29 protein-coding genes are annotated in these 25,323 nt (G+C 70.1%); 15 read left to right on the plus strand and 14 right to left on the minus strand.

What is annotated here, in order from left to right; translation table 11 throughout:
* Genes CHC09_RS04180 through CHC09_RS04215 form a run of 8 tightly spaced genes read left to right on the plus strand, consistent with a single transcriptional unit; the run spans nt 1 to nt 7,459 of the window.
* Nucleotides 1-879 (plus strand): branched-chain amino acid ABC transporter permease, encoded by an 879-nt coding sequence (locus CHC09_RS04180; RefSeq protein ID WP_089291567.1) that lies wholly within the window; start codon nt 1-3, stop codon nt 877-879.
* Nucleotides 876-1,886, plus strand: a complete 1,011-nt coding sequence (locus CHC09_RS04185; protein WP_373871877.1) for a branched-chain amino acid ABC transporter permease — start codon at nt 876-878, stop codon at nt 1,884-1,886. The genes CHC09_RS04180 and CHC09_RS04185 overlap by 4 nt, the downstream gene beginning before the upstream one ends.
* Nucleotides 1,883-3,145: an ABC transporter substrate-binding protein gene (locus tag CHC09_RS04190; protein ID WP_089291568.1), complete on the plus strand. Its 1,263-nt coding sequence runs from the start codon at nt 1,883-1,885 to the stop codon at nt 3,143-3,145. The genes CHC09_RS04185 and CHC09_RS04190 overlap by 4 nt, the downstream gene beginning before the upstream one ends.
* A 40-nt stretch (nt 3,146-3,185) precedes the next feature.
* Nucleotides 3,186-3,932, plus strand: coding sequence for an SDR family oxidoreductase (locus tag CHC09_RS04195; RefSeq protein ID WP_089291569.1), 747 nt, complete (start codon nt 3,186-3,188; stop codon nt 3,930-3,932).
* Nucleotides 3,929-4,702: an SDR family oxidoreductase gene (locus CHC09_RS04200; protein ID WP_089291570.1), complete on the plus strand. Its 774-nt coding sequence runs from the start codon at nt 3,929-3,931 to the stop codon at nt 4,700-4,702. Before CHC09_RS04195 ends, CHC09_RS04200 begins: the two co-directional genes overlap by 4 nt.
* Entirely contained in the window at nt 4,699-5,679 is a 981-nt protein-coding gene (locus tag CHC09_RS04205) for a phosphotransferase family protein (RefSeq protein ID WP_089291571.1), read from the plus strand. The genes CHC09_RS04200 and CHC09_RS04205 overlap by 4 nt, the downstream gene beginning before the upstream one ends.
* The gene (locus tag CHC09_RS04210; RefSeq protein ID WP_089291572.1) at nt 5,679-6,878 is read left to right on the plus strand and encodes an acyl-CoA dehydrogenase family protein; all 1,200 of its coding nucleotides are present in this window, start codon (nt 5,679-5,681) and stop codon (nt 6,876-6,878) included. The genes CHC09_RS04205 and CHC09_RS04210 overlap by 1 nt, the downstream gene beginning before the upstream one ends.
* Nucleotides 6,875-7,459, plus strand: a complete 585-nt coding sequence (locus CHC09_RS04215) for a TetR/AcrR family transcriptional regulator (protein WP_089291573.1) — start codon at nt 6,875-6,877, stop codon at nt 7,457-7,459. The genes CHC09_RS04210 and CHC09_RS04215 overlap by 4 nt, the downstream gene beginning before the upstream one ends.
* A 6-nt stretch (nt 7,460-7,465) precedes the next feature.
* Here CHC09_RS04215 and CHC09_RS47390 read toward each other — a convergent pair whose 3' ends face one another.
* From CHC09_RS47390 to CHC09_RS04235, 5 genes are all read right to left on the minus strand, one after another.
* A complete protein-coding gene (locus CHC09_RS47390; RefSeq protein ID WP_239137997.1) occupies nt 7,466-8,794 on the minus strand; it encodes a helix-turn-helix transcriptional regulator in 1,329 nt (442 codons plus the stop codon).
* 93 nt (nt 8,795-8,887) lie between these two features.
* On the minus strand, nt 8,888-10,066 hold the full coding sequence (locus CHC09_RS47395) for an ATP-binding protein (RefSeq protein WP_239137995.1): 1,179 nt from the start codon (nt 10,064-10,066) through the stop codon (nt 8,888-8,890).
* Between the two features lie 177 nt (nt 10,067-10,243).
* Nucleotides 10,244-11,332, minus strand: a complete 1,089-nt coding sequence (locus tag CHC09_RS04225) for an alcohol dehydrogenase catalytic domain-containing protein (protein ID WP_179276933.1) — start codon at nt 11,330-11,332, stop codon at nt 10,244-10,246.
* Complete coding sequence (locus CHC09_RS04230; RefSeq protein ID WP_089291574.1) at nt 11,329-12,738, minus strand: aldehyde dehydrogenase family protein; 1,410 nt, start codon at nt 12,736-12,738, stop codon at nt 11,329-11,331. The genes CHC09_RS04225 and CHC09_RS04230 overlap by 4 nt, the downstream gene beginning before the upstream one ends.
* Complete coding sequence (locus CHC09_RS04235; protein ID WP_089291575.1) at nt 12,735-13,364, minus strand: TetR/AcrR family transcriptional regulator; 630 nt, start codon at nt 13,362-13,364, stop codon at nt 12,735-12,737. The genes CHC09_RS04230 and CHC09_RS04235 overlap by 4 nt, the downstream gene beginning before the upstream one ends.
* Nucleotides 13,365-13,500: 136 nt before the next feature.
* Here CHC09_RS04235 and CHC09_RS04240 point away from each other — a divergent pair, with 136 nt between their 5' ends.
* Nucleotides 13,501-15,045 (plus strand): long-chain-fatty-acid--CoA ligase, encoded by a 1,545-nt coding sequence (locus CHC09_RS04240; protein WP_089291576.1) that lies wholly within the window; start codon nt 13,501-13,503, stop codon nt 15,043-15,045.
* Here the strand turns inward: CHC09_RS04240 and CHC09_RS04245 are convergent.
* Nucleotides 15,028-15,456: a (deoxy)nucleoside triphosphate pyrophosphohydrolase gene (locus CHC09_RS04245; RefSeq protein WP_089291577.1), complete on the minus strand. Its 429-nt coding sequence runs from the start codon at nt 15,454-15,456 to the stop codon at nt 15,028-15,030. The genes CHC09_RS04240 and CHC09_RS04245 overlap by 18 nt on opposite strands.
* A 182-nt stretch (nt 15,457-15,638) precedes the next feature.
* On the opposite strand from CHC09_RS04245, the gene CHC09_RS04250 reads away from it, so the two are divergent.
* Complete coding sequence (locus tag CHC09_RS04250) at nt 15,639-15,953, plus strand: pterin dehydratase (protein ID WP_089291578.1); 315 nt, start codon at nt 15,639-15,641, stop codon at nt 15,951-15,953.
* Nucleotides 15,954-15,977: 24 nt separating this feature from the next.
* A complete protein-coding gene (locus CHC09_RS04255) occupies nt 15,978-16,340 on the plus strand; it encodes a PH domain-containing protein (protein ID WP_089291579.1) in 363 nt (120 codons plus the stop codon).
* A gap of 16 nt (nt 16,341-16,356) precedes the next feature.
* On the opposite strand, the gene CHC09_RS04260 is transcribed toward CHC09_RS04255, so the two are convergent.
* Nucleotides 16,357-17,196, minus strand: coding sequence for a hypothetical protein (locus CHC09_RS04260; protein ID WP_239137993.1), 840 nt, complete (start codon nt 17,194-17,196; stop codon nt 16,357-16,359).
* Nucleotides 17,197-17,501: 305 nt separating this feature from the next.
* Between CHC09_RS04260 and CHC09_RS04265 the strand changes: the two genes are divergently transcribed.
* The gene (locus CHC09_RS04265; RefSeq protein WP_089291580.1) at nt 17,502-17,705 is read left to right on the plus strand and encodes a hypothetical protein; all 204 of its coding nucleotides are present in this window, start codon (nt 17,502-17,504) and stop codon (nt 17,703-17,705) included.
* Nucleotides 17,706-17,869: 164 nt separating this feature from the next.
* Here CHC09_RS04265 and CHC09_RS04270 read toward each other — a convergent pair whose 3' ends face one another.
* Both CHC09_RS04270 and CHC09_RS04275 read right to left on the minus strand, forming a co-directional pair.
* Nucleotides 17,870-18,616 (minus strand): Type 1 glutamine amidotransferase-like domain-containing protein, encoded by a 747-nt coding sequence (locus CHC09_RS04270; protein WP_089291581.1) that lies wholly within the window; start codon nt 18,614-18,616, stop codon nt 17,870-17,872.
* Between the two features lie 24 nt (nt 18,617-18,640).
* The gene (locus CHC09_RS04275) at nt 18,641-19,537 is read right to left on the minus strand and encodes a G5 domain-containing protein (protein ID WP_089291582.1); all 897 of its coding nucleotides are present in this window, start codon (nt 19,535-19,537) and stop codon (nt 18,641-18,643) included.
* Nucleotides 19,538-19,743: 206 nt separating this feature from the next.
* On the opposite strand from CHC09_RS04275, the gene CHC09_RS04280 reads away from it, so the two are divergent.
* Nucleotides 19,744-20,205: a MarR family winged helix-turn-helix transcriptional regulator gene (locus tag CHC09_RS04280; protein ID WP_239137991.1), complete on the plus strand. Its 462-nt coding sequence runs from the start codon at nt 19,744-19,746 to the stop codon at nt 20,203-20,205.
* On the opposite strand, the gene CHC09_RS04285 is transcribed toward CHC09_RS04280, so the two are convergent.
* Entirely contained in the window at nt 20,200-20,652 is a 453-nt protein-coding gene (locus CHC09_RS04285; RefSeq protein WP_089291584.1) for a GNAT family N-acetyltransferase, read from the minus strand. The two genes, CHC09_RS04280 and CHC09_RS04285, sit on opposite strands and share 6 nt — an antisense overlap.
* 75 nt (nt 20,653-20,727) lie before the next feature.
* Here CHC09_RS04285 and CHC09_RS04290 point away from each other — a divergent pair, with 75 nt between their 5' ends.
* Complete coding sequence (locus CHC09_RS04290; protein ID WP_089291585.1) at nt 20,728-21,315, plus strand: TetR/AcrR family transcriptional regulator; 588 nt, start codon at nt 20,728-20,730, stop codon at nt 21,313-21,315.
* 141 nt (nt 21,316-21,456) lie between these two features.
* Here the strand turns inward: CHC09_RS04290 and CHC09_RS04295 are convergent, their stop codons facing one another.
* Entirely contained in the window at nt 21,457-22,062 is a 606-nt protein-coding gene (locus CHC09_RS04295; protein ID WP_239137989.1) for a phosphoesterase PA-phosphatase, read from the minus strand.
* A 605-nt stretch (nt 22,063-22,667) separates the two neighbouring features.
* On the opposite strand from CHC09_RS04295, the gene CHC09_RS04300 reads away from it, so the two are divergent.
* Nucleotides 22,668-23,315, plus strand: a complete 648-nt coding sequence (locus CHC09_RS04300) for a Uma2 family endonuclease (RefSeq protein WP_239137988.1) — start codon at nt 22,668-22,670, stop codon at nt 23,313-23,315.
* 121 nt (nt 23,316-23,436) lie between these two features.
* On the opposite strand, the gene CHC09_RS04305 is transcribed toward CHC09_RS04300, so the two are convergent.
* From CHC09_RS04305 to ychF, 3 genes are all read right to left on the minus strand, one after another.
* Nucleotides 23,437-23,832: a PIN domain-containing protein gene (locus tag CHC09_RS04305; protein WP_089291586.1), complete on the minus strand. Its 396-nt coding sequence runs from the start codon at nt 23,830-23,832 to the stop codon at nt 23,437-23,439.
* On the minus strand, nt 23,829-24,068 hold the full coding sequence (locus tag CHC09_RS04310; RefSeq protein ID WP_089291587.1) for a hypothetical protein: 240 nt from the start codon (nt 24,066-24,068) through the stop codon (nt 23,829-23,831). The genes CHC09_RS04305 and CHC09_RS04310 overlap by 4 nt, the downstream gene beginning before the upstream one ends.
* Nucleotides 24,069-24,236: 168 nt before the next feature.
* The gene (gene ychF / locus CHC09_RS04315; RefSeq protein WP_179276934.1) at nt 24,237-25,322 is read right to left on the minus strand and encodes a redox-regulated ATPase YchF; all 1,086 of its coding nucleotides are present in this window, start codon (nt 25,320-25,322) and stop codon (nt 24,237-24,239) included.
* Nucleotide 25,323: the final 1 nt, after the last annotated feature.

A 25,323-nucleotide genomic window follows, 5' to 3' on the forward strand; every position in this document is an offset into this window, starting at 1 on the left:
ATGGACAGATTTGTCTACCTGACCTTCGACGGGCTCAGCCGCGGCGCGGTCTACGCCGCGTTCGCGCTGGCCCTGGTGCTGATCTGGCGGGCCGCCCGGATCGTCAACTTCGCACAGGGCGCGATGGCGGTCGCCGCCGTCTACGTCGGCTACTCGGTCACCGAGAAGACCGGCTCCTACTGGCTCGGTTTCGCCGCCTCGCTCGTCTTCGGCCTGCTTCTGGGCATCGCGGTGGAGAAGGCGGTGATGCGCTTCGTCGACCACTCGTCGCCGCTCAACGGCGTGGTCGTCGCGCTCGGCCTGGTTCTGATCGTGCAGGGCGTGCTCGGCATCCTCTACGGCAACGAGTACCGCCCGGTCGAGACCCCGTTCCGGCGGGACGCGTTCGAGGTCGGTGGCGTCGCGCTGCTCAGCCGCTACGACGTCTTCGTCTTCGCCGCGGTGGGCGCGGTGGTCGTCGCTCTCACGGTTCTCTTCACCCGTACGCCGGTGGGTCTGCGCATGCGAGCGGCGGCGTTCGCCCCGGACGTCTCGCGGCTGCTCGGCGTCCCGGTCGGTGGCATGTTGACGCTGGGCTGGGCCCTCGCCGCCGCGGTCGGTTCCCTGGCCGGGATGCTGGTGGTCCCGACCGAGCTGGGCCTGCACCCGACCGCGATGGATGTGGTCTTCGTGTCCGCGTTCACGGCGGCCGTGGTGGGCGGCCTGGACAGTCCGATCGGTGCGGTGACCGGCGGCCTGATCGTCGGGCTCCTGCTCTCCTACGTCAGCGGTTACCTGGGTGCGACGGTCGCCCCGATGGCGGTGCTGCTCCTGCTCGTGGTGGTGCTGCTGGGCCGTCCCGGCGGGCTCTTCTCCAGTTCGAAGGCGAGGCTGGCGTGACCGGAGTGCTGCAGAAGAGTCCCACCAGGTCCGGACAGACGCTGGCACGAAGAAGGCGGCGCGTCCCGCCGCTCGTACCGATCATCCTGGGCGCTCTCCTCGTTCTGGCCCTGACCTACGTGCTGCCGCCGTTCCGGAACTATCAGCTGGCGACGGTCGGCGCCTACTTCACGGTGACCGCGGGGCTGACCGTCCTCACCGGACTGAACGGGCAGCTCTCGCTCGGGCACGGCGCGCTGATGGCCACCGGCGCGTACACGTTCGCCCTCGCACAGAACCGGTGGCTGTCCATGCCGCTGAGCGTCCTGGCCGCGATCCTCACCACGACTCTGGCGGGCGTGGTGATCGGTCTGGCCGCGGCTCGGCTGCGTGGTCCGTACCTGGCCGGCCTGACCCTCGCGGTCGCGGTCGTGGTGCCGTCGGTGACCAGCACGTTCGACGAGACGTTCAACAGCGACATGGGCCTGTCGGTGGCGCTCGACCCACCACCCGGGGTCGTCCCGATGGAGCAGTGGCAGGCCTGGCTCTGCTGGGCGGGCGCGCTGGTCACCGCGTTCCTCCTGGCCACGCTCGTGCGGGGCCGGTTCGGACGGGATCTGCGCGCGGTGCGCGACGACGAGACCGCGGCGCGACTGGCCGGGGTGCACGTCGCCCGTACCCAGGTGATCGCCTTTGTCGTCAGCGCGGCCTGCGCCGGCCTGGCCGGCGTCCTCTTCGCTTTCCTGGCGCAGAGCGTCTCGCCCGGCGCGTTCCCGCTGACCCTGTCGTTGTTCCTGGTCATGGCCATCGTGATCGGTGGCCTGGGCCGCCTGGTCGGCGCACTGCTGGGTGCGGTGCTGCTGGTGGCCCTGCCGGCGCTGGCACAGACCGCCAGTGAACGCTCCGGCTCGCAGCACCTGGAGGGGAACCTGGCCCTGGTGATCTTCGGCGTGGTGCTCGTCGTCGTCATGCTCGCCGCCCCGGGCGGCCTCGCGTCAATCCACACCAATTTCAGGAGGAAACGATGAAACGCACCACGGCGGTGTTCCTCGCCGTCCTTCTGTTCGCCGCGGCATGTGACAGCGGCTCCGGAGGCGGCAACACCAGCAGCGCCAGCGTCCCCGGCGTCACCGACACCGAAGTCGTCGTCGGCACCCACATGCCCCTGACGGGCCCGGCCGCGGCCGGATATTCCAAGATCGCACCGGCCACGAAGGCGTACTTCGACTTCGTCAACGCGGGCGGCGGGATCAACGGCCGGAAGATCACGTACAAGATCAAGGACGACGGCTACAACCCGGCGACCACCCAGCAGGTGGTTCGGGAGCTGGTGCTGCAGGACAAGGTCTTCGCGATCCTGAACGGCCTGGGCACCCCGACGCACTCCGGCGTGCTGGACTTCCTGAAGACCAACCGGGTGCCGGACCTCTTCGTGGCCAGCGGCAGCCGCAGCTGGAACCAGCCGGACAAGTACCCGGGCACGTTCGGCTTCAATCCGGACTACACCGTCGAGGGCAAGGTTCTCGGCACCTACGTCAAGGAGAACCTGGCCGGCAAGAAGGCCTGCTTCCTCGGCCAGGGCGACGACTTCGGAAAGGACAGCCTGGCCGGAATCGAGAAGACCCTGGGCCCGATCGCCGACAAGCAGACCTACGTGACCAGCAACCCGAACGTCGGCCCGCAGATGGGCGCGCTCAAGGCGGCCGGCTGCCAGGTGGTCCTGCTGGCCACCATCCCGGGCTTCACCGCACTGTCGATCGGCACCGCCGCGAAGATCGGCTTCAAGCCGCAGTTCGTGGTGAGCAACGTGGGCGCCGACCCGGCCACCGTCAGCAAGGCGCTGGGCCCGGCCGCGGCGCTGCTGGAGGGCGTGGTCGCGGCGAACTACCTACCGCTCACCACGGATGACGCCAGCCCGTGGATCCAGCTCTTCAAGAAGGTCAACGCCCAGTACAACGGCGGCGCGGAGTTCGACAACAACATCGTCTACGGGATGGCCGTGGCGTACCTGTTCGTGCAGTCGCTGCAGGCCGCGGGCAAGGACCTGACCCGCGACGGGATCATCGCCGCGGTGCAGAAGAACGGTTTCCAGGGCCCGGGTCTGGTCCCGCTGCGCTTCAGCGACAAGGACCATTCCGGGTACGGCGGGACCCAGCTCACCAAGATCGAGGGCGGCAAGGCGGTCTTCTTCGGTCAGGCCTACAGCACGGATGACGGCGACAGCCCCGTGCAGCCGTACACCGGCCAAGCCGTGACACCCCCGCAGAACGGGATCCCGGCAGCGTAGTATCCGCACTCTGAGTGCAAAAAACCTAGGAGGTAGTGCGATGGCGGACCAAGTGGCAATCGTGACCGGGGCAAGCCGGGGAATCGGGTTCGCCATCGCGCAACGCTTCGTCGCCCAGGGCGCGAAGGTCGCGATCACCGGTCGGGACGCGGACGCCTTGCAAGCAGCGGTGAAGGAGCTGGGCGGCCCGGACGTGGCGCTCGGGGTGGCCGGCAAGGGCGACGACGCGGGGCACCGGGCCGAGGTGATCGACGCGGTGAACACGAAGTTCGGGCCGGTAACCACCCTGATCAACAACATCGGGATCAACCCGGCGTACGGGCCGCTGGCCAAGCTCGACCTGAACGCGGCCCGCAAGATGGCCGAGGTCAACCTGATCGGCACGCTCGGCTGGGTGCAGGAGGCGCTGCGCGGCGGGCTGGCCGAGGCCGGCGGCTCGGTCGTCAACATCTCCTCGGTCTCCGGGGTCCGCCCGGCGCCCGGCATCGCGTTCTACGGCACCACCAAGGCCGCGCTGATCCACCTCACCGAGGAGCTGGCCGTCGAGCTGGCCCCGAAGATCCGGGTGAACGCGGTCGCCCCGGCCGTGGTCAAGACCCGCTTCGCCGCCGCGCTCTTCGAGGGCCGGGAGGAGCAGGTCACCGCGACGTACCCGCTGAAGCGGCTGGGCGCTCCGGAGGACGTGGCCGGCACGGTCGCGTTCCTCTGCTCGCCGGACGCCTCCTGGATCACCGGCCAGACCATCGTGATCGACGGTGGCGTCACCCTGACCGGGGTGGTCGAGTGACCCGGGTCGTCGTCACCGGCGCCGGCGGCGGGATCGGCGCGGCGCTGGCCCGCCGGTTCGCCGCCGACGGCGCGAAGGTCGTGGTCAGCGACATCGACCCGGACGCGGTGGCGCGGGTCGCCGCCGAGATCGGCGGGATCGCGGTTCCCGCGGACGCCGCGTCGGAGGCCGACACCCAGCGATTGATCGAGGTCGCCTTCTCCGAGCTGGGCGGCATCGACCTGTTCTGCTCGAACGCCGGGGTGCTCACCGCCGGCGACGAGAACACCCCCGACGGGCTGTGGGAACGCGACTTCGGCGTGAACGTGATGTCGCACGTCTACGTGACCCGCGCGCTGCTGCCCCGCTGGCTCGACTCGGAGACGCCGAAGCGGCTGCTGATCACGGTGAGCGCGGCCGGGCTGCTGACCCTGCTGGGCAGCGCCACCTACTCGGTGACGAAGCACGCGGCGCTCGCCTACGCGGAGTGGCTGCGGGCCACGTACGCGCACCGGGGTCTGATCGTCCAGGCGCTCTGCCCCCAGGGTGTCCGCACCGACATGCTGACCGGCGGGAACGCCCGCGGCAGCGGCAGCGCGGCGCTGCTCGCCAACGGCGCCCTGGAGCCGGCCGCGGTGGCCGACCTGGTCGCCGAGTCGCTGGACGGCAACGAGTTCCTGATCCTGCCGCATCCGGAGGTCGCCGACTACTACCGCTTGCGCGCGGCGGATCCGGACCGTTGGCTGGGTGGCATGAACAAGTTGCAGCGCGGCTTCGAGGGCGCGAAATGAAGGGCCTCGACCTGGAGAAGCTCCAGGCCTATCTGGACAGTCCCCCGCTGACCGGGACGATGTTCGCCGGTGGGCGGTCGAATCTGACGTACGCGGTGACCGACGGGACGAACCGCTGGGTGCTGCGCCGGCCGCCGCTCGGGCACGTGCTTCCGACCGCGCATGACATGGCCCGCGAGCACCGCGTGCTGTCCGCGCTCTCCCAGGCGGGCTTCCCGGTCCCGGCGCCGGTCCTGCTCTGTGACGACCTCGCGGTCCTCGGCGCGCCCTTCTACCTGATGGAGCACGTCGACGGCACGATCTACCGGGACGCGACCCAGTTCGACGGAGTCGACCTGCGGGCGCTGACCTTCACCCTGGTGGACACGCTCGCCGACCTGCACTCGCTGGACCCGGAGAAGATCGGGCTGGGCGACTTCGGCAAGCCGGAGGGGTTCAACGCGCGCCAGGCGCGCCGCTGGAAGCAGCAGCTCGACGCGTCCCGCAGCCGGGAACTGCCCGGCATCGAGGAGTTGCACGCCCGGCTGGCCGCGGAGATCCCGGCCGGCGGCCCGGGTGCGGTCGTGCACGGCGACTTCCGCCTGGACAACGTGCTGATCGGCGGCTCCCTGGAAGTCAACGCGGTGCTCGACTGGGAGATGTCCACCCTCGGCGACCCGCTCAGCGACCTCGCCCTGATGCTGGTCTACGTCGGCCGCCCGCTGCTCTTCAAGGACGGCGAACCGTTCGCCCCGATCGACCTGCCCGGCCACCCCTCGCTCGACGAGATGAGCACGCGGTACGCCGAACGCAGCGGTCGCGATGTGAGCGATCTGCACTGGTATGTGGGATTCGCCGCGTTCAAGCTCGCCGTCATCCTGGAGGGCGTGCACTATCGCTACACCAAGGGCCAGACCGTCGGCGCCGGCTTCGACAACGTCGGCGCGATGGTGCCCGCGCTGATCGAACAGGGCCACCGAGCGCTGGAAGGACACTGATGGACTTCGAGTTCGACGCGACGACCGAGGACTACCGCAAGCGGCTGCTCGCCTTCATGGACGAGCACGTGTACCCGGCCGAAGCCTCGTTCCACTCCGACGGCTGGGAGCCCCCGGCCGTACTGGAGGAGTTGAAATCCGCGGCGAAAGCCGCCGGGCTCTGGAATCTCTTCCTTCCGGGAGAGCACGGTGCCGGGCTGACCAACCTGCAGTACGCGCCGCTCGCCGAGATCACCGGGCGCAGCCCGGCGATCGCACCGGCCGCGCTGAACTGCAACGCCCCGGACACCGGCAACATGGAGGTGCTCGCCGAGTTCGGCACCGCGCAGCAGCGGGAACGGTGGCTGAAGCCGCTGCTGGCCGGCGAGATCCGATCCGCGTTCGCGATGACCGAGCCGCAGGTGGCCTCCTCGGACGCCACCAACATCGGCACCCGGATCGAGCGGGACGGTGACGAGTACGTCATCAACGGCCACAAGTTCTTCATCACCGGCGCGATGAATCCGAACTGCAAGATCTTCATCGTGATGGGCAAGACCGACCCGGACGCGGACCGGCACGTGCAGCAGAGCCAGATCCTGGTGCCACGGGACACCCCGGGCCTCACGGTGAAGCGCGGCATGACCGTCTTCGGCTACACCGACGGCGACCACGGCGGCCACGCCGAGCTGATCTTCGAGAACGTCCGGGTGCCGGCGACCAACCTGATCGGCGTCGAGGGCGGCGGCTTCGCGATCTCCCAGGCCCGGCTCGGTCCCGGCCGGATCCACCACTGCATGCGGCTGATCGGCATGGCCGAACGCGCCCTGGAGTTGATGTGCACGCGCGCGCTGAGCCGGACCCCGTTCGGCAAGCCGCTCGCCGAGCAGGGCGTGATCCAGGACTGGATCGCGGAGTCCCGGGTCCGGATCGAGCAGGCCCGCCTGCTGGTGCTCAAGGCCGCCTGGCTGATGGACACCGTCGGCAACAAGGGCGCGCACACCGAGATCCAGTCCATCAAGATCGTGGTTCCGGCGACCGTCGAGTGGATCCTGGACAAGGCGATCCAGGCGCACGGCGCGGTCGGCACCAGCCAGGACACGCCGCTCGCCGCGATCTGGGTGGCGGCCCGGACGCTGCGTCTCGCCGACGGCCCCGACGAGGTGCACAAGCGGTCGCTGGCCCGGCGGGAGCTGAACCGCTACCGGAGCCGTCCGTGACCCAGCCACCGCGCGTCGACGGTCGCACCGCCCGGTCCGAGCGGACCCGCAACGCGATCGTCGACGCCCACCTCCAGCTGATCACCGAGGGCGACCTGCGGCCGACCGCGGACCGGATCGCCAAGCTCGCCGGTGTCTCGCTGCGTGCGCTGTGGAGCCACTTCGCCGACATGGAGGCGTTGATGGCGGCGAGCGGGCAGCGGGTGCTGGAGCAGCGTGACGCGTCGTACCTGCCGATTCCGGCGGACCTGCCGCTCGGCGAGCGGATCGAGGCGTACTGCCGGCAGCGGGCCCGCCTGCTGGAGGAGGTCGGGCCGGCGGCGCGGGCGTCCGCACTGAAGGAGCCGTTCTCCGACGCGCTGCAGCATTACCGCCGGCTCCATGTCGCCCGGGTCCGCGACGAGCTGACCAGCACGTTTCCCGAGGAGATCGGGGCGGACAGGGATCTGTTGGACGCGCTGACCGCGATCAGCCTCTGGCCGACCTGGTCGATCTGGCGGGAGGCGATGGACCTGCCGGTCGAGGCGGCCCAGGCCGCCCTCGCCCGGGGCGTCCGCGCCCTGATCACGTCCGCTGCCTGACGCTCGTCAGCTGAACGGGGTCAGGCCCAGCCGAGCAGCCTCGGCCGCGGCCTGGCCCCGCCGGGACACCCCGAGCTTCCGCAGGATCGCGGAGACGTGGTGGTGGACCGTCTTCGTCGACAGGAACAGCCGCTCCGCGATCTCCACATTCGACAGCCCCTGCTGAACCAGGCCCAGCACCTCGACCTCCCGGCGGGTCAGCTCGGCCGGATTGCCGCGGGTCCAGCGCTGCGGGCCGCGCGGGATGTCGCGGACACCCCGGGAACGCAGCCGGCGGGTCACGATCGCGGCGGCCGGGCGGGCACCGAGCCGCTGGAACTCGGCGAGGGCGGTGCGCAGGGACGCCTCGTCCGCGGCACCGGCCAGGGCGAGCGCCGCGTCGTAGGCGCAGTCCCGCTTCCGCCAGCGCTCGGCGGCGGCCGCCACCTCACCGGCGAGCTGCAGTGCGTACGGTTCGAGCAGCCCCGTACCGGCGAGGTCGCGGTCCGGGTCACCGGCGAGCCGGCGCAGCCAGGCCAACTCGCCGAGCATCCACCTCGCGCCGCGCCGGGACGCCAGGTCCCAGGCCTGCGCGAGCTCCGGCTCCACCGGGGCGCCGGCCAGCCAGGCCGCCTCGGCCCGGGCGGTCGCCACCGGAGCCACGTACTGCAGCTCGGCCCGCCCGACGGTGAGCTCGCGCGCCTCGTCCAGCAGCGGCCACGGGTCGTCGCCACCGCGCCGGGCCCGGATCAGCCCGAGCACGCTGAGCGCCAGGATCCGCGGCAGCGGCACCGGCTTGGCGTCGCGCAGCACCTCCTCGGCGTCGGCGGCGGCCTTCTCCCAGCGACCCAGGTCGAGGTGGTAGCGCGCCCGGTAGGCCAGCACGTAGTGCTTCCACGCCTCCAGCCCCAGGTCGGCGCAGGCCAGGACACCCCGGTCCAGCCAGGACGCCAGGTGGTACGAGCGGACCCGGGTCATCGCCCAGCCGGCGTGGATGTACGCGCGCCCGATGTGCTCCTCCAGGCCCTCCCGCTCGGCCAGTGCCAGGCTGCGCTCCAGCTTGCCGATCCCCTCCGCCTCCCCGGCCAGCAGCATCATGGTGCCGACGTTGTTCAGGCTGTGCACCACGACCTCCGGCACGCTGTGCCGCTCCGCCAGCGACAGCGCCCGCGCCCCCATCTCCAGGGTGTCGGCGTACTCCTCGATGTTGAGCGCGACCGAGGCCTGATTGGTGTACGCCACCGCCAGCTCCGCCCCGGCCGCCACCGTGTCGAGCAGCCGCAACGCCGCCCGCCCGGCCTCGACGGCCGCGTCGGTGCAGCCGCCGCACCACAGCCGCCGGGACAGGGTGGACATCGCGAGGCCCTCGCCGGTCCGGTCGCCGGCCCGCCGATGCTCGTCGATCGCCTCTCGCAGCGCTTCGATCGAGTCCTGGGTCTGCTCGGTCAGCTAGCACTCGTAGGAGCGGCGTTCCAGCAGGCCGGCACGGGCCGCCGGATCGAGGCCGGTCGCGTACCGCAGGGCGCGGGCGTACTGCGCGGCGGCCTCCCGGTGCGCACCGGAGCCGGCGGCCCGCTCGGCGGCGCGTGGCGCCCAGGCCAGCACGACCTCATCGTCGCCGGCCGCGTCGGCGTGATGCGCGACCCGGCTCGGGTCGGCCTTCTCCGGCTCGCCGAGCAGCACCCGCAACACGCCGCGGTGCAGCTCCAGGCGCCGGTGCGGGGCGAGGGACTCCTCGACGGTGATCCGCGCCAGCTCGTGGCGGAACGCCACCCCGCCGGGCACGCTCTCCAGCATCCCGGCGCGCAGCGCCTCGTCCAGGCCGGTCGCGTCCTCGATCAGGCGCAGCTCCGCGTAGGGCGGGGTCACCGAGACCGCGTCCAGCACCGCGGCCGCCTCGGGACCGAGCCGGGCGGCGCGGGCCAGCACCGCGTCACGCACGGTCAGCGGCACTTCGCCGTCATCGCCGGCCAGCACCTCGGTGACGAAGAACGGATTGCCGCCGGTGGCCCGGTGCAGCGCCGTCCCGTCCCGCCCATGCGACCTCGCCAGCTCGCAGACCGCACCGGCGGAGAGCGGCCCGACGCTCAGCCGCCGGGTTCCCGCGCCCCGCAGCTCACCGAGCAGCCGCCGCAGCGGGTGCCCCCGGCCCACCTCGTCACTGCGGTAGGTGGCGATCACCAGCGCCGGGAGCGCGCCGATGCGCCGGCCGAGCAGGCTGAGCACGTCCAGGGTGGCCTCGTCGGCCCAGTGCAGGTCCTCCAGGACCAGAACCAGACCGGGCCGCTCACGTACGTCCCGGATGATCGCGGTGGCCAGCTCGTACGACTTCGCCCCGCGCTCGATCAGCTCCCCGATCGCGCCGCCGGCGTCCTGCGCCATCTCCAGGAACGGGCCCAGCGGCCGGGGCGTGTAGAGCGGATCGCAGGCGCCCTGGAGCACCGGCCGGCTCGTCCGGCACTCGGCCCGGAACCGCCGGACCAGCGCGGTCTTGCCGCCTCCGGCCTCCCCACCGAGCAGCACGAGGACACCGCCGCGGCCGCTCCGGACGGTCTCGTGCGCCTGACGCAGCTCAGCCAGTTGCTCGGACCGCTCCAGCAGCCCGCCCCCGCCGTTCGTCTCCCCCACCGCCGCACCATGACACCGGCCTCCACCCCACTCCATCAGCTATCCGACATCCGATAGCACCGATCCAGACCGATGGCCGCTTTCGATTCACCGCGGCGTCGATGACGCCCGGTACGCCCGGAAAAGCGCCGACACCCGGGCCGGCTGAAGCGGACCGGGTGTCGGATGCGGTGGACGTCAGAGGCGGACGATCGAGCGGGCGCCCTCGCCCCGAGCCATCCGGTCGAAGGCGGCCGGCACGTCGGCCAGGCCGATCCGGTCGGTGATCAGGTGGTCCAGGGACAGTTTGCCGTCGAGGACGTCGCGGGCCAGCGCCGGAACCGCCACGTCCGGGTCCGCCTGCCCGTACACCGAGGCCCGCAGGGTCCGCGCCGACGAGAAGACGTCCAGCGCCGCGAGCTGCACCATGTCGTCGGCCGAACCCATCCCGACCACGGTCACCTGCCCGCCGCGCCGGGTGGCCCGCCAGGCGGCCCGGATCGTCGACGCCCGGCCGACGCACTCGATGGCGTGGTCCGCGCCGCGCCCCTCGGTGCGCACCCGGACCTCCTTGGAGAGCGCCTCCGACGACACCAGGAAGTCGGTCGCGCCGGCCGCCTCGGCCAGCCCCTTCTTCGCCTCGCTGACGTCGACCGCGATCACCTGGGCGGCGCCGGCCGCCCGGGCCGCCGTGACGACCGACAGCCCGACCCCGCCGAGCCCGATCACCACCACCGATTCGCCGGGCTGCACGTTCGCGGTGTTGCGGACCGCGCCGGAGCCGGTCAGCACCGCGCACCCGAGCAGGGCCGCGAGTTCGAGATCGAGTTCCTTCGGTACGGCGATGACCGCGTTCTCCGGCGCGACCACCTGCTGGGCGAACGCGCCCAGCCCGAGGCACACGTGCACCGGGGCGCCGTCCAGCGTCATGCCGTTCTCCAGGGCCGCCACCCCGGAGGAGGTGGAGCAGAGCCACGGCTGCCCGTGCTCGCAGAACCAGCAGGACCGGCACGGCGGCTGCCAGTTCAGGACCACGTGGTCACCGACCGCGGCCCGGGTGACGTGCTCGCCGACCTCGACCACCTCGCCGGCCGCCTCATGGCCGAGCACCAGCGGGTGCGGCGGCCGGAGCGTCCCGTTGATCATCGACAGGTCGGAGTGGCAGACGCCGGCCGCCCGGACCCGCACGCGCACCTGGCCGGGGCCGACCTCGGGCCGGCGCAGCTCCTCGACCGTGGGCGGGGCACCGTCGGTGCGAGCCACCAGGCCGGAGATGTAGTAGCTCATCGTTGGATCGCCTTCACCTGCTGGAACTCCTCCAGGCCGTACCGGCCCATCTCCCGGCCGACGCCGGACTGCTTGTAACCGCCGAACGGGGCGAACGGGTTGAACGAGCCGCCGTTCACGTCGACCGCGCCGGTGCGGATCCGCCGGGCCACCGCGAGCGCGTGCTCGTCGCCGCCCCAGACTCCGCCGGCCAGGCCATACTTCGAATTGTTGGCGATCGCGACGGCTTCGTCGTCGGTTCCGAACGGAATGATCGACAGCACCGGGCCGAAGATCTCCTCCTGGGCCAGTTCGCTGTCCGGGTCGACGTCGGCGAAGACGGTCGGGGCCACGAAGTGCCCGGTGCCGGGCAGCGGCACGTCCAGCCCGCCGGCCACGAGGCGGGCGTCGGCCCGCTCGATGAAGCCGCGGACCCGCTCCCGCTGGGCGGCGGAGACCAGCGGGCCGAGCCGGGTGGCCGGGTCGAACGGGTCACCCACGTTGTAGCCGGCCGCGGTCTTGGCGGCCAGCGCGACGGCCTCGTCGTAGTTGTCGCGGTGCACCAGCATCCGGGTCCAGGCCGTACAGGTCTGGCCGGAGTTGAGGAACGCGTTGCCGACGCCGACCTTGACCGCTTTGACCAGGTCGGCGTCCTCCAGGATCACGTTGGCGGACTTGCCGCCCAGCTCCAGGGAGACCTTGGCGATCCGGTCGGCGGCGGCGCGCGTGATGGCCCGGCCGGTCGCGGTGGAGCCGGTGAACGAGATCATGTCGATGTCCGGGTGGCCGGCGATCGCCGCGCCGACCTCCGGTCCGGTGCCGGTGACCAGGTTGAGCACGCCGGGCGGCAGTCCCGCCTCGTCCGCGGCGTCCAGGAGCAGGTACGCCACCAGCGGGGTGAGCTCGCTCGGCTTCAACACCACCGTGCACCCGGCCGCCAGCGCCGCCCCGACCTTCGCGACCACCTGATGCAGCGGGTAGTTCCACGGGGTGATCGCGCCGACCACGCCGGCCGCCTCGCGTACGACCAGCGAGTTGCCGATCGTCTCCGGTTCGTCGGGGCGGCCGGCCAGATCGGCGTACCCCCGGAGAACCGCGAGCGGCAGGCCCGCCTGGATCGCCTGCGCGATCTTCAGGGGACTGCCCAGCTCCAGGCCGACCGTCCGGGCGATCTCACCCGCGCGGGCGGCGAGCGCCGTGTGCAGCCGGTCGAGGGCGGCACCGCGCTCGGCCATCGGCAGGCCGGCCCAGCCGTCGAAGGCCTGCCGGGCCGCGGAGACCGCGAGGTTCACGTCCTCGGCGGTGCCGGCCGGGACGTGCCCGATCACCTTCTCGGTGTACGGGTTCTCGACCTCGATCCGTTCGCTGGAAGCGGGCGGCACCCAATTGCCACCGATGTAGAGCTGTTCCCGGAATTCCGACGTCATCGGCGTACCCCCTGGTCGTAGTGTTCGGACAGGCCGGCGAGGAGCAGGTCCAGCCCGAGTTCGAAGGCACCCTCGTCCACTGCGGCGCGGTGGGCCGACAGCTCGTGGGCGCGGTGCAGGTGCGGATAGCGCTCGTAGATCTCCGGGTTGTTCTCGAAGCCGAGCGCGAACGAGCCGAGCGCGGAGCCGGTGATCAGGTATCGCATCAGCGCGCCGATGTGGGTGGCCCGCGAGCGCGACCAGCCGGCCTCGATCAGCGCACCGTAGACGGCCTCGGCCATGGCCAGCGCGTGCGGCCGGCGACCGGGCCCGGTGGCCAGCACCCGGACGATGTTCGGGTGGGCGGAGAGCACCCCGTGGTACGACTTCGCCCAGAGCCGCAGCCCGTCCCGCCAGTCGCAGTCGGCGAACACGCCGATGTCCACCTGGCCGACCACCGACTCGGCGACCGCGTCGACGATCTCGGCCTTGGTGGCGAAGTGGTTGTAGAGCGACGGGCCCTGCACGCCCAGCTCGGTCGCGAGCCGCCGCATCGACAGTGCGTCCAGTCCCTCCGCATCGATCAGCGTGGACGCGGCTTCGACGATGCGCTCACGGGTGAGCAGCGCCTGCCGTGGCCTCGCCATCCGCCGTTCCTCCTCCAACCGGATCGCTGAAAAACAGGAATCAACACTGGACGCGCAAAAACTTACGCCGCTAGTTTATGCGCAAGCTGCGACGTACATCACTTCGCGGGCCTACTAGGACCGGAGGAAGCCCAGCATGACGACTCTGTCCCTGGCCACCGTTCTCGCGGAGAGCGCACGCCGCTACCCGGATAAGGTCGCGGTGATCGACGCGGGCGCCCGGATCACTTATCGCGAGCTCTGGCAGCAGGCCCGGGAGTATGCGGCGGGCCTGAGCGAGCTCGGCATCGGTGCCGGCGACACGATCGCCGTGATGATCCCGAACGTCGCCGACTTCCCGCGGGTCTACTACGCCGCGCTGGCCGTGGGCGCCCGGGTGGTGCCGGTCTCGCTGCTGCTCACCCCGGAGGAGGTCGCCTACGTCCTCACCGACAGCGAGGCGGACCTGCTGGTCACCCACTCCGCGTTCCTGCAGGTGGGCGCGGGCGCGGCACAGCTCGCCGGCACCCGCCTGGTCAACGTCGGCCCGCTCCCCGCCGACCTGCCGAATCCCCCGGAGCGGCTGGAGGAGGTGTCCGCCCGGGTTCCGGCACTGCACACCTACGTGACCCGCGAGGCCGAGGACGTCGCGGTGATCCTCTACACCAGCGGCACCACCGGCAAGCCGAAGGGCGCCCTGCTCACCCACCTCAACCTGGTGATGAACGCCGCGGTGAACGTCTTCGACGTGCACCCGATCACCGGCGACGACATCGTGCTGGGCTGCCTGCCGCTGTTCCACACGTTCGGCCAGACGGTCGGGATGAACGCCACCTTCCGGCTGGGCGGGACGCTGGTGCTGCTGCCCCGCTTCTCCGGCGAGGCCGCGATCGACCTGATCGTCCGGGAGAACGTGACGATCTTCCACGGCGTGCCGACCATGTACATCGGGCTGCTGGAGGCCGCGGCGAAGGCGGAGGAGCTGCCCAAGCTCAAGCTCTGCGTGTCCGGCGGGGCGTCGCTGCCGGTGGCGGTGCTGGAGCGGTTCGCCGAGGCGTTCGGTTCGCACATCTGGGAGGGTTACGGCCTCTCCGAGACGTCGCCGACGGCGACCACGAACCAGCCGGCGTACGGCGCGCGGCCGGGCACCGTCGGCCACCCGATCTGGGGCGTCGAGGTGGAGATCGCCCGTCCGGAGATCCCGGAGCGGATCGAGTTCCTGCCCACCGGCGAGCTGGGCGAGATCGTGATCCGGGGGCACAACGTCTTCGCCGGCTACCTGAACCGGCCGGAGGCGACCGCGGAGGCCATCGTCGACGGCTGGTTCCGCACCGGTGACCTCGGCGTCAAGGACGACGAGGGCTTCATCAGCATCGTCGACCGGACCAAGGACCTGATCATCCGGGGCGGCTTCAACGTGTACCCGCGAGAGGTCGAGGAGGTCCTCGCCCGGCACCCGTCGATCCAGCAGGTCGCGGTGATCGGTGTGGTGGACGAGACGCACGGCGAGGAGATCTGCGCGGTCGTCGTGCTCGAGGACGCGGGGCTCACCGAGCAGGAGCTGATCGACTGGTCCCGGGAGCGCCTGGGCAAGCACAAGTACCCGCGCCAGGTGCGGTTCGCCGAGTCACTCCCGCTCGGGCCCAGCATGAAGGTGCTCAAGCGGGAGCTGCGCGAGCAGTACTCAGGAGCGGAACAGTAGCTTCGGCAGTTCCGCGACGATCGGCACGTCCGCGGGTAGCCACGGGACGCTGTTCAACTGGTCCACGGTCAGCCAGCGCAGGGCGGAATGCTCCAGCGCCTCCGGTACACCGCCGTCGAGCACCTCGACGGCGTAGACCCGGAGCACGGCACGGCCGTGGGCCAGGGACACGTCCGGGCCGACCCGGCCGGCGACCTCGACAGTGATGCCGAGCTCCTCGGCGCACTCTCGGACCAGCGCCTGCTGGTCGGTCTCCCCCGGTTCGACCTTGCCGCCGGGGAACTCCCATTTACCGGCCGCCTCCGGCGGGGAGCTGCGCTGACAGGCCAGCACCCGCCCGTCATCGATGATGACGGCCGCCACGATTACCCTGGGTGATGGCGAGGATTTGACGTACTGTTCCGACGGCATGAGATCCAAGATCGCACAAAACTCCGCCGATCAGGTTGCCCGAGCCGCCCCGATCGTCCCCCAAACACGGATATGTGGGCGTGGACATCATTGTCCCAACGGGCAAGACTGTCCGTACCGACCATGACGACACGGCGACAGTTCGGCCACAAGCCGGCAACAACGCTTCGGGGGGTGCGGCCATGCGGGCTAGAAAACGCCGGAACGACCCCGGCTCCGACTATCTGAGCGATGCTCTCACGCTGTTGGGCGGCTGGACCCGGGACGGCGTACAGCTGCGCCGCGACCTGGCCTGTGATGACAGCCAGCATGCCGCATTGACCGAGCGGATCAAGGTGGCGGCGGACACACTCGCGATCCGCCCGATGATCCGGCGGGTCGATGGACACACTCAGATCTGCCTGGGTGACCGGGACGGTGAGGCCATCACCGACGGTGAGGTAACGCTGGCGGCCCGGATCGAGGATTTCTATCGCACCGTGCTCGACCACCCGTAGAGCCGGCGGACTACGCTGCGCCGCATGGCAGACGTGATCTACGACAACAAATCTCAGCTGGAGCAGATCCAGAGCGGACTGCTCGAGGGCGAGACCATCATCGCCGTCTACGACGCGATCGGCGTGGGCACCGGCTTCATCGGGCTGACCAACCGCCGGATCATCATCCAGGACAAGTCGTTCGTCGGTAAGAAGTTCGCGCTCACCAGCATCCCCTACAACAAGGTGAGCTCGGTCAGCGTGGTCAGCAACAAGAGCTGGGCCGGCCAGTTCTTCTCCAGCGGCGAGATCGCGATCACCGTCGGGCAGCACGTCTACGAGGTCGAGTTCCGCGGTTCGGACAAGGCGCACCACGCCCACAACCTCATCCTCGGCTTCGCTTCCTGACCCTCCACCGACGGATTCAGGGCCCGCCGACCGACTGCGTCAGATCCCAGATGTACCTGCGGCCGGCGGGCTTCTCGTCCCGCCAGACCATCTCCCACCGGCCGGACGGGCCCCGCACCGGCTCCTCGATCACGCCGTACCCCTCCCGCTCCTTGACGCTCGGCGGCTTGGCGTTCTCCGGGAACGAGAACGTCACCTGGAAGCGGGTGAACGCGGACGGTGTACCGGCGGCCGTGGGCAGCCTGTCCTCCCAGACCAGTTGATCCCAGCCGCGCTCGCGGAGCGGGCGCCACAGCCCCCGCGGCCGGTACTCGACCTGCCACTCGGTCGGCGAGGTCATCGCCGGATCGAAGATCATCCAAACCCGCAGCAGCCGGGTCTGCTCCAGCGGCAGCGCGGTGATCGTGCCGGAGGTCTGCCGGTACGCCTTGAACGCGACGTCGTCGAGCCGGACGATGCGATCGTCATAGGTCGGCACGATCGGTCGCATGGTCCGGTGCGTGAGCAGCGGTCCCGGGGTGGTGACCCGCTTCTCCACGATCCGGTCACTGTCGTCGTCGGCGCCGACCGTCACGGTCACCTCCAGGGTCTCCTGGAAGAGCGGCTTCTCCCGATCACTGATCCGCTGGATGGCGTCCAGATAGCGCTGGTGCCCGACTCGCTGCAGGGCCAGCGCCTGGGTCTTCTCCACCACCTCGCCGCGCAGCTGGCGGATCTTCAGGACGAAGGCGATCTGCCAGAACCGGACTACGAAGTAGAGCAGGCAGGCGAGGCAGACGGCGGTCAGTGCCCACTGGGCGATCCGGGCCGGGAACTCGGCCAACTGGGCGACGCCGGAGGCCAGCCCGAGGAGCATGATGAGGACATTCAGGGTGCCCCTGAATACTGACTGATACTTCGACGGTGTCGCTGACATCGTCATCATGATGCCGACCGATCCTGGTCGGACAAATCCCGTCAGAGGGTGACGTAGCCCGATCTGGTGTCGCCGTCCGAGCGACGTTTGAAAAAGCCGATCACTGGATACGGCGTGCCAGAACGGGAGCCCAGGAACGGTTACTGGCGAGTAGACATTGCTGACTCGGAGCGGCCCTTGCATGCTACCCAGGAGGTTTCAACGCGATCCATCAATGCCCCTTTGACTCCCGGAGGCGAGCATCGGTGCTGGCCCACCTGCAGAAGCCGTTGACCCGGAGGCCGAGCCGCGAACTGTTCGGCAACGATCTCGGCCCCGCGCCGGCCGGCAGCGGGGAAGGGGGTCAGCCACATCGGCTGGCCGTGCTGCTCGGCGCGAACGCGATTTTCGCGATGGCGTTGCTGCTCTCGGCCGTACTGGTCGGCCTGGCCACAGTCGCGCTGCACTGACCCCCGGGTCCGGCTGTCAGTAGCTGCCACCCTCGCCGCCGCGCGGCCAGGGTAGCTTCGCCATCGTCGTCATAGCTCTCCCTTTGCAATCGACTCCGCAACAGACAGCGGAATCGGTCGCGATGCGATTGTGGTCCGCGCGTAGTTTAGCCGGGTAGGCCCGTCTAGTTCGGATATACCGGAAGAATCCGGGTCGGCAGCGGGGTCTCGGTCACGGTGCCGTCGGTGGCGCGCTTGAGTTCGTACCCCAGCGGGCCCTCTCGATCCGCGACCACCTCCTGCAGCGAGGTCCCCCGGTACACCAGCCCCGCGCCGTCGTCGGTGGCGAAGCCATCCGGCAGCGTGCCGTCGCCGATCAGTTCGTGCATCTTCGGCCGGCGCTGCTCCTCGGCGTCGTAGTGGACGCCGTTGCTGTACGGCAGCCAGCCCAGCCCGTCGGTGAATCCGCGCAGCGTCAGACCGAAACTGTCCGTGCTTCCGCCGGCGTGCCAGCAGATCGAGCCGGCCGACACCCCGCTCATCACCACACCGGCCTGCCACGCCTCGTGCAGGATCTCGTCCAGCCCGTGGACCCGCCAGACCGCACAGAGGTTCGCCACGCTGCCACCGTCCACCCAGATGACATCCTGCGCCAGGATGTGCGAGCGGATGTCGTCGATGTTCGGCATCGGGAACAGTTGCAGGTGGGACACAGTGAACTTGGTCCCGGCGAAGGCCGCGTAGAACGCCCCGATGCGGGTATCCGGGTCGCCGGTCGCTTGGGCCAGCACGCAGATCTTCGGGGCCGCGGTCGCATTGGCCAACTCGGCCGCGAAGTGGTGGATCCGGCCCGGGCGGATGTCGAAATTGCCACGCCGGCCCCGCTCGAAGCCGGCGCTGGTAGCCAGAATGGTGGGAATATCTGCGGTCATCACAACATCATCGCGTGCGATGGATCAGCACGCCGACGTCGGTTCGAGCCGCACGTCGGCCGCCGACTCCTGATCGAAGAGCGCGAGATCCTCGTCGGTGACGGCGGAGGAGCCGTTCTCGCCGGCCTCCGGCCCGTCCGGGTACGGCTGCGAGACGTCGGTCTCGCCGGTGCACGCGATCCGGCCCCTCGGCGGGCAGAGGTCGAAGGCGACGGCACACTCGTCCCGCGTCCCGAAGATCACCACCCGCTGTCGCGGCTGCCGGGTGACGGTGGTGTCCAGCACCCGCCGGCCGGCCTGCCTCCCGTCGACGAGGGTCACCAGGTAGCGGACCGTCTCCTGGCCCGCGGCGCCCGGGACCCGCACCTTCCGGTAGCCGCGCGGCAGGGTGTCGTCGCGGACCACCTGGGTGCGGTACGGAATGGGCCGGGTCTCCACCTCGGTACGGGTGGTGACGACCGCTTCGGCTCTGACACGACTCTTCTTCGCGGCGTCTCGCGACCCGTCCTTCGTCGACCCTCCCTTGGCCGAACGCGCCAGATGTGCCGAGCGCGGCGACCGCGATCCGGTGCGGTCGGCCGGATCCTCGGCCCGCGCGCGGCTCAACTCGGCCCCGGTTTCCGTGAGGCTCTGCGCCGGCTCACCGGCGGCCGGCGGCTGGGGCTGCACCGGAGCGTGTGTGTGCCGCCGAGGCAACGGCTCCGCGGCCGCCGCCTCCCGGCTGACCACCTCCGGGTCCTGCTCCAGGCGTGCGGCACCCGGGTCCTTGGCCAGTGTCTGCTCGGCGGTCTCGGCGGGACCGTCGCCCCTGGTCAGCACGGCCGCGCCAGCCGCACCACCGAGGAGCACCAGCAGCGCGCCGACGCCGGCGACCATGCGGACGCCGAACGGCAGGCGGGCCCACCAAGACTTTCGCGGCATTTCAAGCAAATGCTGTAGAGAGTCACTAGTTGTCTGGTTTTGCACCAGAGCATTGTTGCTTGTCCCGCGCTGAATGCAAGTGTCCGATAGTCCCCCGAAATGCTGACCAGCGCTGCCCGTAACCGAGTCGACGCGCCCCCTACACCCCGCCACACCACCAAGAAGTGTGAGGTCACGGGTTTGCAGCCGGTCGTACGATCACAGGCATGCCGCGATCCGGACCCCTCACGCCCCTGAGCCCGGAGGAGGAAGCGGTGATGCGCGCGCTCGGCCGGTTCCTGCTGGTCGTCCCGCGGGCGCTCGACGCCGACCTGATGCGCGAGCAGCGCATGTCGGCCAGCGAGTACTCGGTGCTCCGGCACCTCTCGGAGACGCCGGGTCACCGGATGCGAATGAGCGAACTGGCCGCGGCCTGCGACATGTCGCTGAGCGGGATGACCCGGCTGGCGGCGAAGCTGGAGTCGCTCGGCTATCTGAAGCGGATCAGGTGCGAGGAGGACGCGCGCGGGGCGAACGCGGTGCTCACCGCCCGCGGGATGGAGCGGCTGCGGGAAGCCTGGCCCACGCATCTGGCCAGCGTGCGGCGGCACATCCTGGACCACCTGGGCGAGCTGGATCTGGACCGGCTGGCCGTGGCGTTCGCCGCGATGGCGACGGAGGAGCTATAGGACCCGCTCGAAGCAGAGGGAGATCTCCGAGCCGACATATTTGCCGTACAGCGGAATCTCCCGGTAGCCCTCGCGCTGATAGAAACGGATCGCGTCGGGCTGCGCGAACCCGGTCTCCAGCCGCAGCGCCGTCCAGCCCCGCTCCCGGGCGGCCGTCTCCAGCGCGCGAAGGATCGCGGTCGCCACTCCGGAGCCCCGGCCGGCGGGCACCACATACATCCGCTTGACCTCGGCGCTGTGCTCGTCGAGCTGCCGCAGGGCTCCGCAACCCAGCGCCTCGCCGTCCCTCGACGCGACCAGGAAGATGTCGATTTCGGACGCGACCGGGGCACCGCCGGGCTCGTGATCGTCACAGCCGTAGCGCTCGTCCAGCTCGGCCCGTTGCGCCAGCCGCAGCGCGGCACCTGCCGGATCCTCCCAGGGGCGCTCTTCGATCATCCAGGTCATGACGACCCTCCGCTCACCGACCGGTTCGTAACAAGCGTTACGGTAACATTCGTTACGACGAGAGGAGTGCGATCCGTGTCACGATCGGCAGACCGGTCCGCGCAGGGTGCGGCGCTGTCCCGCGCGGTCTGGGACGTGCTCGCCACCCAGGGCCTGGAGCGCCTCACCGTCCGCTCCGTCGCGGCCGCGGCCGGCTGCACCACCGGCCTGGTGATGCACCGCTTCCCGAACCGGCGGGCGCTTCTGCTGCACGCCCGGCAACTGCTCCACGAGGTCACCCTGGCCCGGGTCGAGGCGCTGGAGGCCGCCGCGCCGACCATCCGCGCCGCGCTGCGCGCGATCCTGCTGCAAGGGATGTCCATCGACGAGCAGAATCGGCAGGAAGCTGTCGTCTGGCTGGGATTTCTGGCGTCCGCGATCTCCGACGACGAACTGATCGCTGAGCATCGCCGGAACAACCACTCCTGGCGCACCCGGGTGGAACGCCTCACCGCGGCCGCCGCGCCGGACTGGGCCCCCGCGCGGGTCTCGTCGGTGGCGCTGGCGTTGATCGCGATGACCGAGGGCGCCGCGGCTCTCGGGGCGGCCGACCCGGCCGCCTTTCCTGCAACGCAGCAGGTGGAGATGCTGGATGCGGCGCTGATCGCTTTCGGTCTCTTTTAAGATCCATTCCCGGGTACGACCTGTCGGGCCCCGTGGCCAGGCTCGAGCCGAGTCCCGTGGCGTTCTCGCGCGGGGCCCGCACCATCCCGGGCCGCTGCCGCGCGTCACGGCCCGCTCCGCTCAGCGCCGTGCCCGCCTCGATCAGCGCAGGGCTGGGAAGATCGTGCCGGCCACAATGGCCCCGGCCAGCGCACCGACCACCACCTGCGCCGGGGTGTGCGCGGTCAGCCGCACCCGAGCCCACCCGCCGAGCACCACCAGCGGCGTCCCGAGCAACGCCACCGGTCCGTAGATCACTGCCATCGTGGCCAGTGCCCCAGCGGCCACCCCCGCGTGGATCGACATCTTCCACCAGTGTGTGACCAGCGCGAATATGACGAGACCGGTGCCGCCGGCGACCAACAGCGCCAGCACCTCCCGCGGCGCACCGAGCAGCATCAACAGAGCCAGTCCGGCGCAGAGCGACGCGACCCCGAACAGCAGCGGCACCCGTCGGGCGGCCCGCTCCGGGATGTGATGGTCGGTGAGGCGCCCGGTCCGCACCCCATGCAGCACGTACCCCAGCGGGATGACCGCCGCGAAGATCGCCCCCGGCAGCCCCCACCAGCGGGAGACGCCCGACGCCTCACCGGCGTGCCACCCCACGACGACCAGCAGCACCGCCACCAGCACCGCCGGCGCGAGCACCTCAGAAACAATGCGCGCGACCCGCTCGCTCACGCTCGCGCTCACCTCGGTGTTGATCACGCCCCATTCTGGCAGGCCACCCAAATGTTTCCACGTTCATTAGCGCCGGGTTCCCGAGTTCCGCCGGCCACCGGCCCTGAGCTGCCCAACGCCATTCACAACCACTCTGACCCGGAACGGGATACGTCACTCGACGTTATCCACAGCCCCTCCCCGCAGCACTTCTCCAGCGCTACGGCTTCGGTTTCCTCCCAAGGTCGAACCGGATCCCGGCGATATGTGGCATCAGGACGGTCGCACCCTCCCTCACCGAGCGGGCCGTCTGCGGAGCGGGCTGCTCGTCGCATGGCGACGTACGGTATTCGCTCATCGCCGCACCGGGTCACGCGGACCGGCACGCCTGCCAGGCCCGGATTCTTCGCCCACCAGGCCATCGTGTCCGGATCCCTCACCGCCTCGGGAAGGGCCTCGAGATTCGCGGTATACGTACCGACCAGCGTGCCGTCGGCCCCGAACGCCGCGGACGCGAAGCTCAGCATCGAATAGCGCCCGGAATCACGACATCCGTACTCACATAGATCTCGGCCACCCGCGAAATGAGCCGCTCAGCCGCGCACCACTCGAACACTCTTCGCCGTAGGACGACAGCCAGGACGGCGTCGGAAATGAGCATCGACGGCGGATCTCAGCAGGGCAGGCCGACCGTTACCGAATGCTACGGTGACGGCATGACTGCGGTGCCCGAGTGGATGCGGCCGCCTCGGCCCGAGGGGTGGTATGCCGACGACCTCGACCACCTCCCTGAAGCGCCCCGTCACACCGAACTGATCGATGGAGCACTCGTCTTCATGATGTCCCCCCAGCGGGCATGGCACAGCCGGGCTGTCTCCGCGTTGCTGTTCGCGCTTTCGGAGCAGGCACCGACGGGCGTCGAGGTCGAGCGGGAGATGACAATCCGGCTCGACGACCGGAACCGTCCCGAACCCGACCTTCTCGCCACGAGAGCGCCATGCTACAACCCGAACCTGACTTACTACACGCCCGACCAGGTGCTGTTGGTGGTCGAGGTGGTCTCGCCGGAATCGGCGCACCGTGATCGGACAGTCAAGCTGCGCAAGTACGCGGAAGCAGGTATCGCGAACTACTGGCGGGTCGAGGACGAGGACGGCTCACCAGTAGTCCACGCCTACGAACTCGACGAACCCACCCGGTCGTATGTGGCGACCGGAATCCACCGACGCGGGCTGCGGACCACGACGCCGTTCGCGATCAAGCTCGATCTGGATGGGCTGGTACCCGGTCGCAAGAGCTAGACCGGGCACCGAGTTCCGCCGAAGATCGGGCCGGAACCGGGCTACACACTGACGCGGAATTCGGCGGGGTGCCTCGCCGATCAACGACTTGACATCCCACCGCGACCACCGGCGAACCCACCTACAGCCCGATGATCCGAACCCGCTGCCCGCACAGCTTGACCATGTCGTCGACATCGGATGTCAAGACCGCCACCGGCCCGGGTAGCCGTAGCGCCAACTCGGCGACCATGGCGTCGATGGCGTACTTGTGCCCGTGCAGCCCCGCCGCCTTCAGTAGCCCCGCGCTGCGGCGGGCGCTTTCTTTCGTCACCGGCTCCACCCGGATCCGGGACAGCAGCCAGCTCAGCCGCGCGATATCCACACCAGAGTGAGAACCCTCGATGATCGTGGCGGCCGACATGGCAAGGTCGACGCCGTCACGCTCCGCCTGCTCCAGCAGACGCATCACCTTGCGGTCCTGGTCGATCCACTCCGACAAGCCTTGCGAGTCGAGCACCAGCGACTCAAGGCTCACGCCGCACGCCCGATCTCCTCGGTCCCGTGCAGGAGCGCCCGAGCCTCGGCCATCTCCTCGTCAGTGAACGCCCCGAACTCGCCTTGGTAGCGATCCAACTCCTCCCGGAGAAGCCTGCGCCGCTCGGCCCGCTCGGCCAACTCGGTGAGGTAGCCGGAGACGTTGTCGGTATGCGACTTCATGCTCTCCAGCAGTTCTGCCGGCAGCGTGATCGTGACCTTCTTCGTCCTCGCCATTCATCGACCATACCATGGTGTTACCGCCACGGGACGAGCCTGATCCGAACCTGGCGAGTCGGCCCTGACCAGGATTAATCCCAGGCAGGGCCGACGCGCGGAACGCATTACGATCGAACTCGCGCCGGCTTCAGGCGCAGACCCGATGCGGCAGACGCCGGCTCGAAATCAGACGTTGAAGCGGAATTCGACGACGTCGCCGTCCTTCATGATGTAGTCCTTGCCCTCCATGCGGACCTTGCCGGCCGCCTTGGCCGCCGTCATGGAGCCGGCCGCCATCAGGTCGTCGAAGCTGACGATCTCGGCCTTGATGAAGCCGCGCTGGAAGTCCGAGTGGATGACGCCGGCGGCCTCGGGCGCGGTCGCGCCGACCGGGACGACCCAGGCGCGGGCCTCCTTCGGGCCGGCGGTCAGGTAGGTCTGCAGGCCCAGGGTCTCGAAACCGACCCGGATCAGGCGGTTCAGGCCGGGCTCAGACTGGCCGGTGGACTGCAGCAGTTCCAGGGCCTCCTCCTCGTCCAGCTCGATCAGCTCGGACTCGATCTTCGCGTCCATGAACACGGCCTCGGCCGGGGCGACCAGGGCACGGAGCTCGTCCAGGAACGCCTCGTTGCCGAGTTCGGCCTCGTCGACGTTGAACACGTACAGGAAAGGCTTGGTGGTGAGCAGGTGGAGCTCGTCCAGCAGCGCCACGTCGATGCCGGCCGGGCCGGCGCCCTGGTACAGCGTGACGCCATCGTTGAGCAGCTTGAACGCGGCCTCGGCGGCGGCGACGGCGGCCGCCTTCTCCTTCTTGAGCTTCGCTTCCTTCTGCAGGCGCGGCAGCGCCTTCTCGACCGTCTGCAGGTCGGCCAGGATCAGCTCGGTGTTGATCGTCTCGATGTCGTCGGAGGGCGACACCTTGCCGTCGACGTGCAGCACGTTCGGGTCGGAGAAGGCGCGCACCACCTGGCAGATCGCGGACGCGTCGCGGATGTTCGCGAGGAACGCGTTACCCCGGCCCTGGCCCTTCGACGCTCCGCGGACCAGGCCGGCGATGTCGACGAAGCTCACCGGCGCGGGCAGGATCTTCTCGCTGCCGTACAGCTCGGCGAGCTTCCCCAGCCGCTCGTCGGGCAGCCCGACCACGCCGACGTTGGGCTCGATCGTCGCGAACGGGTAGTTCGCGGCGAGCACGTCATTCTTGGTCAGGGCGTTGAACAGGGTGCTCTTGCCGACGTTGGGCAGGCCGACGATTCCGATGGTGAGGCTCACG

Source organism: Actinoplanes regularis (genome assembly GCF_900188005.1).
GTDB lineage: Bacteria > Actinomycetota > Actinomycetes > Mycobacteriales > Micromonosporaceae > Actinoplanes > Actinoplanes regularis.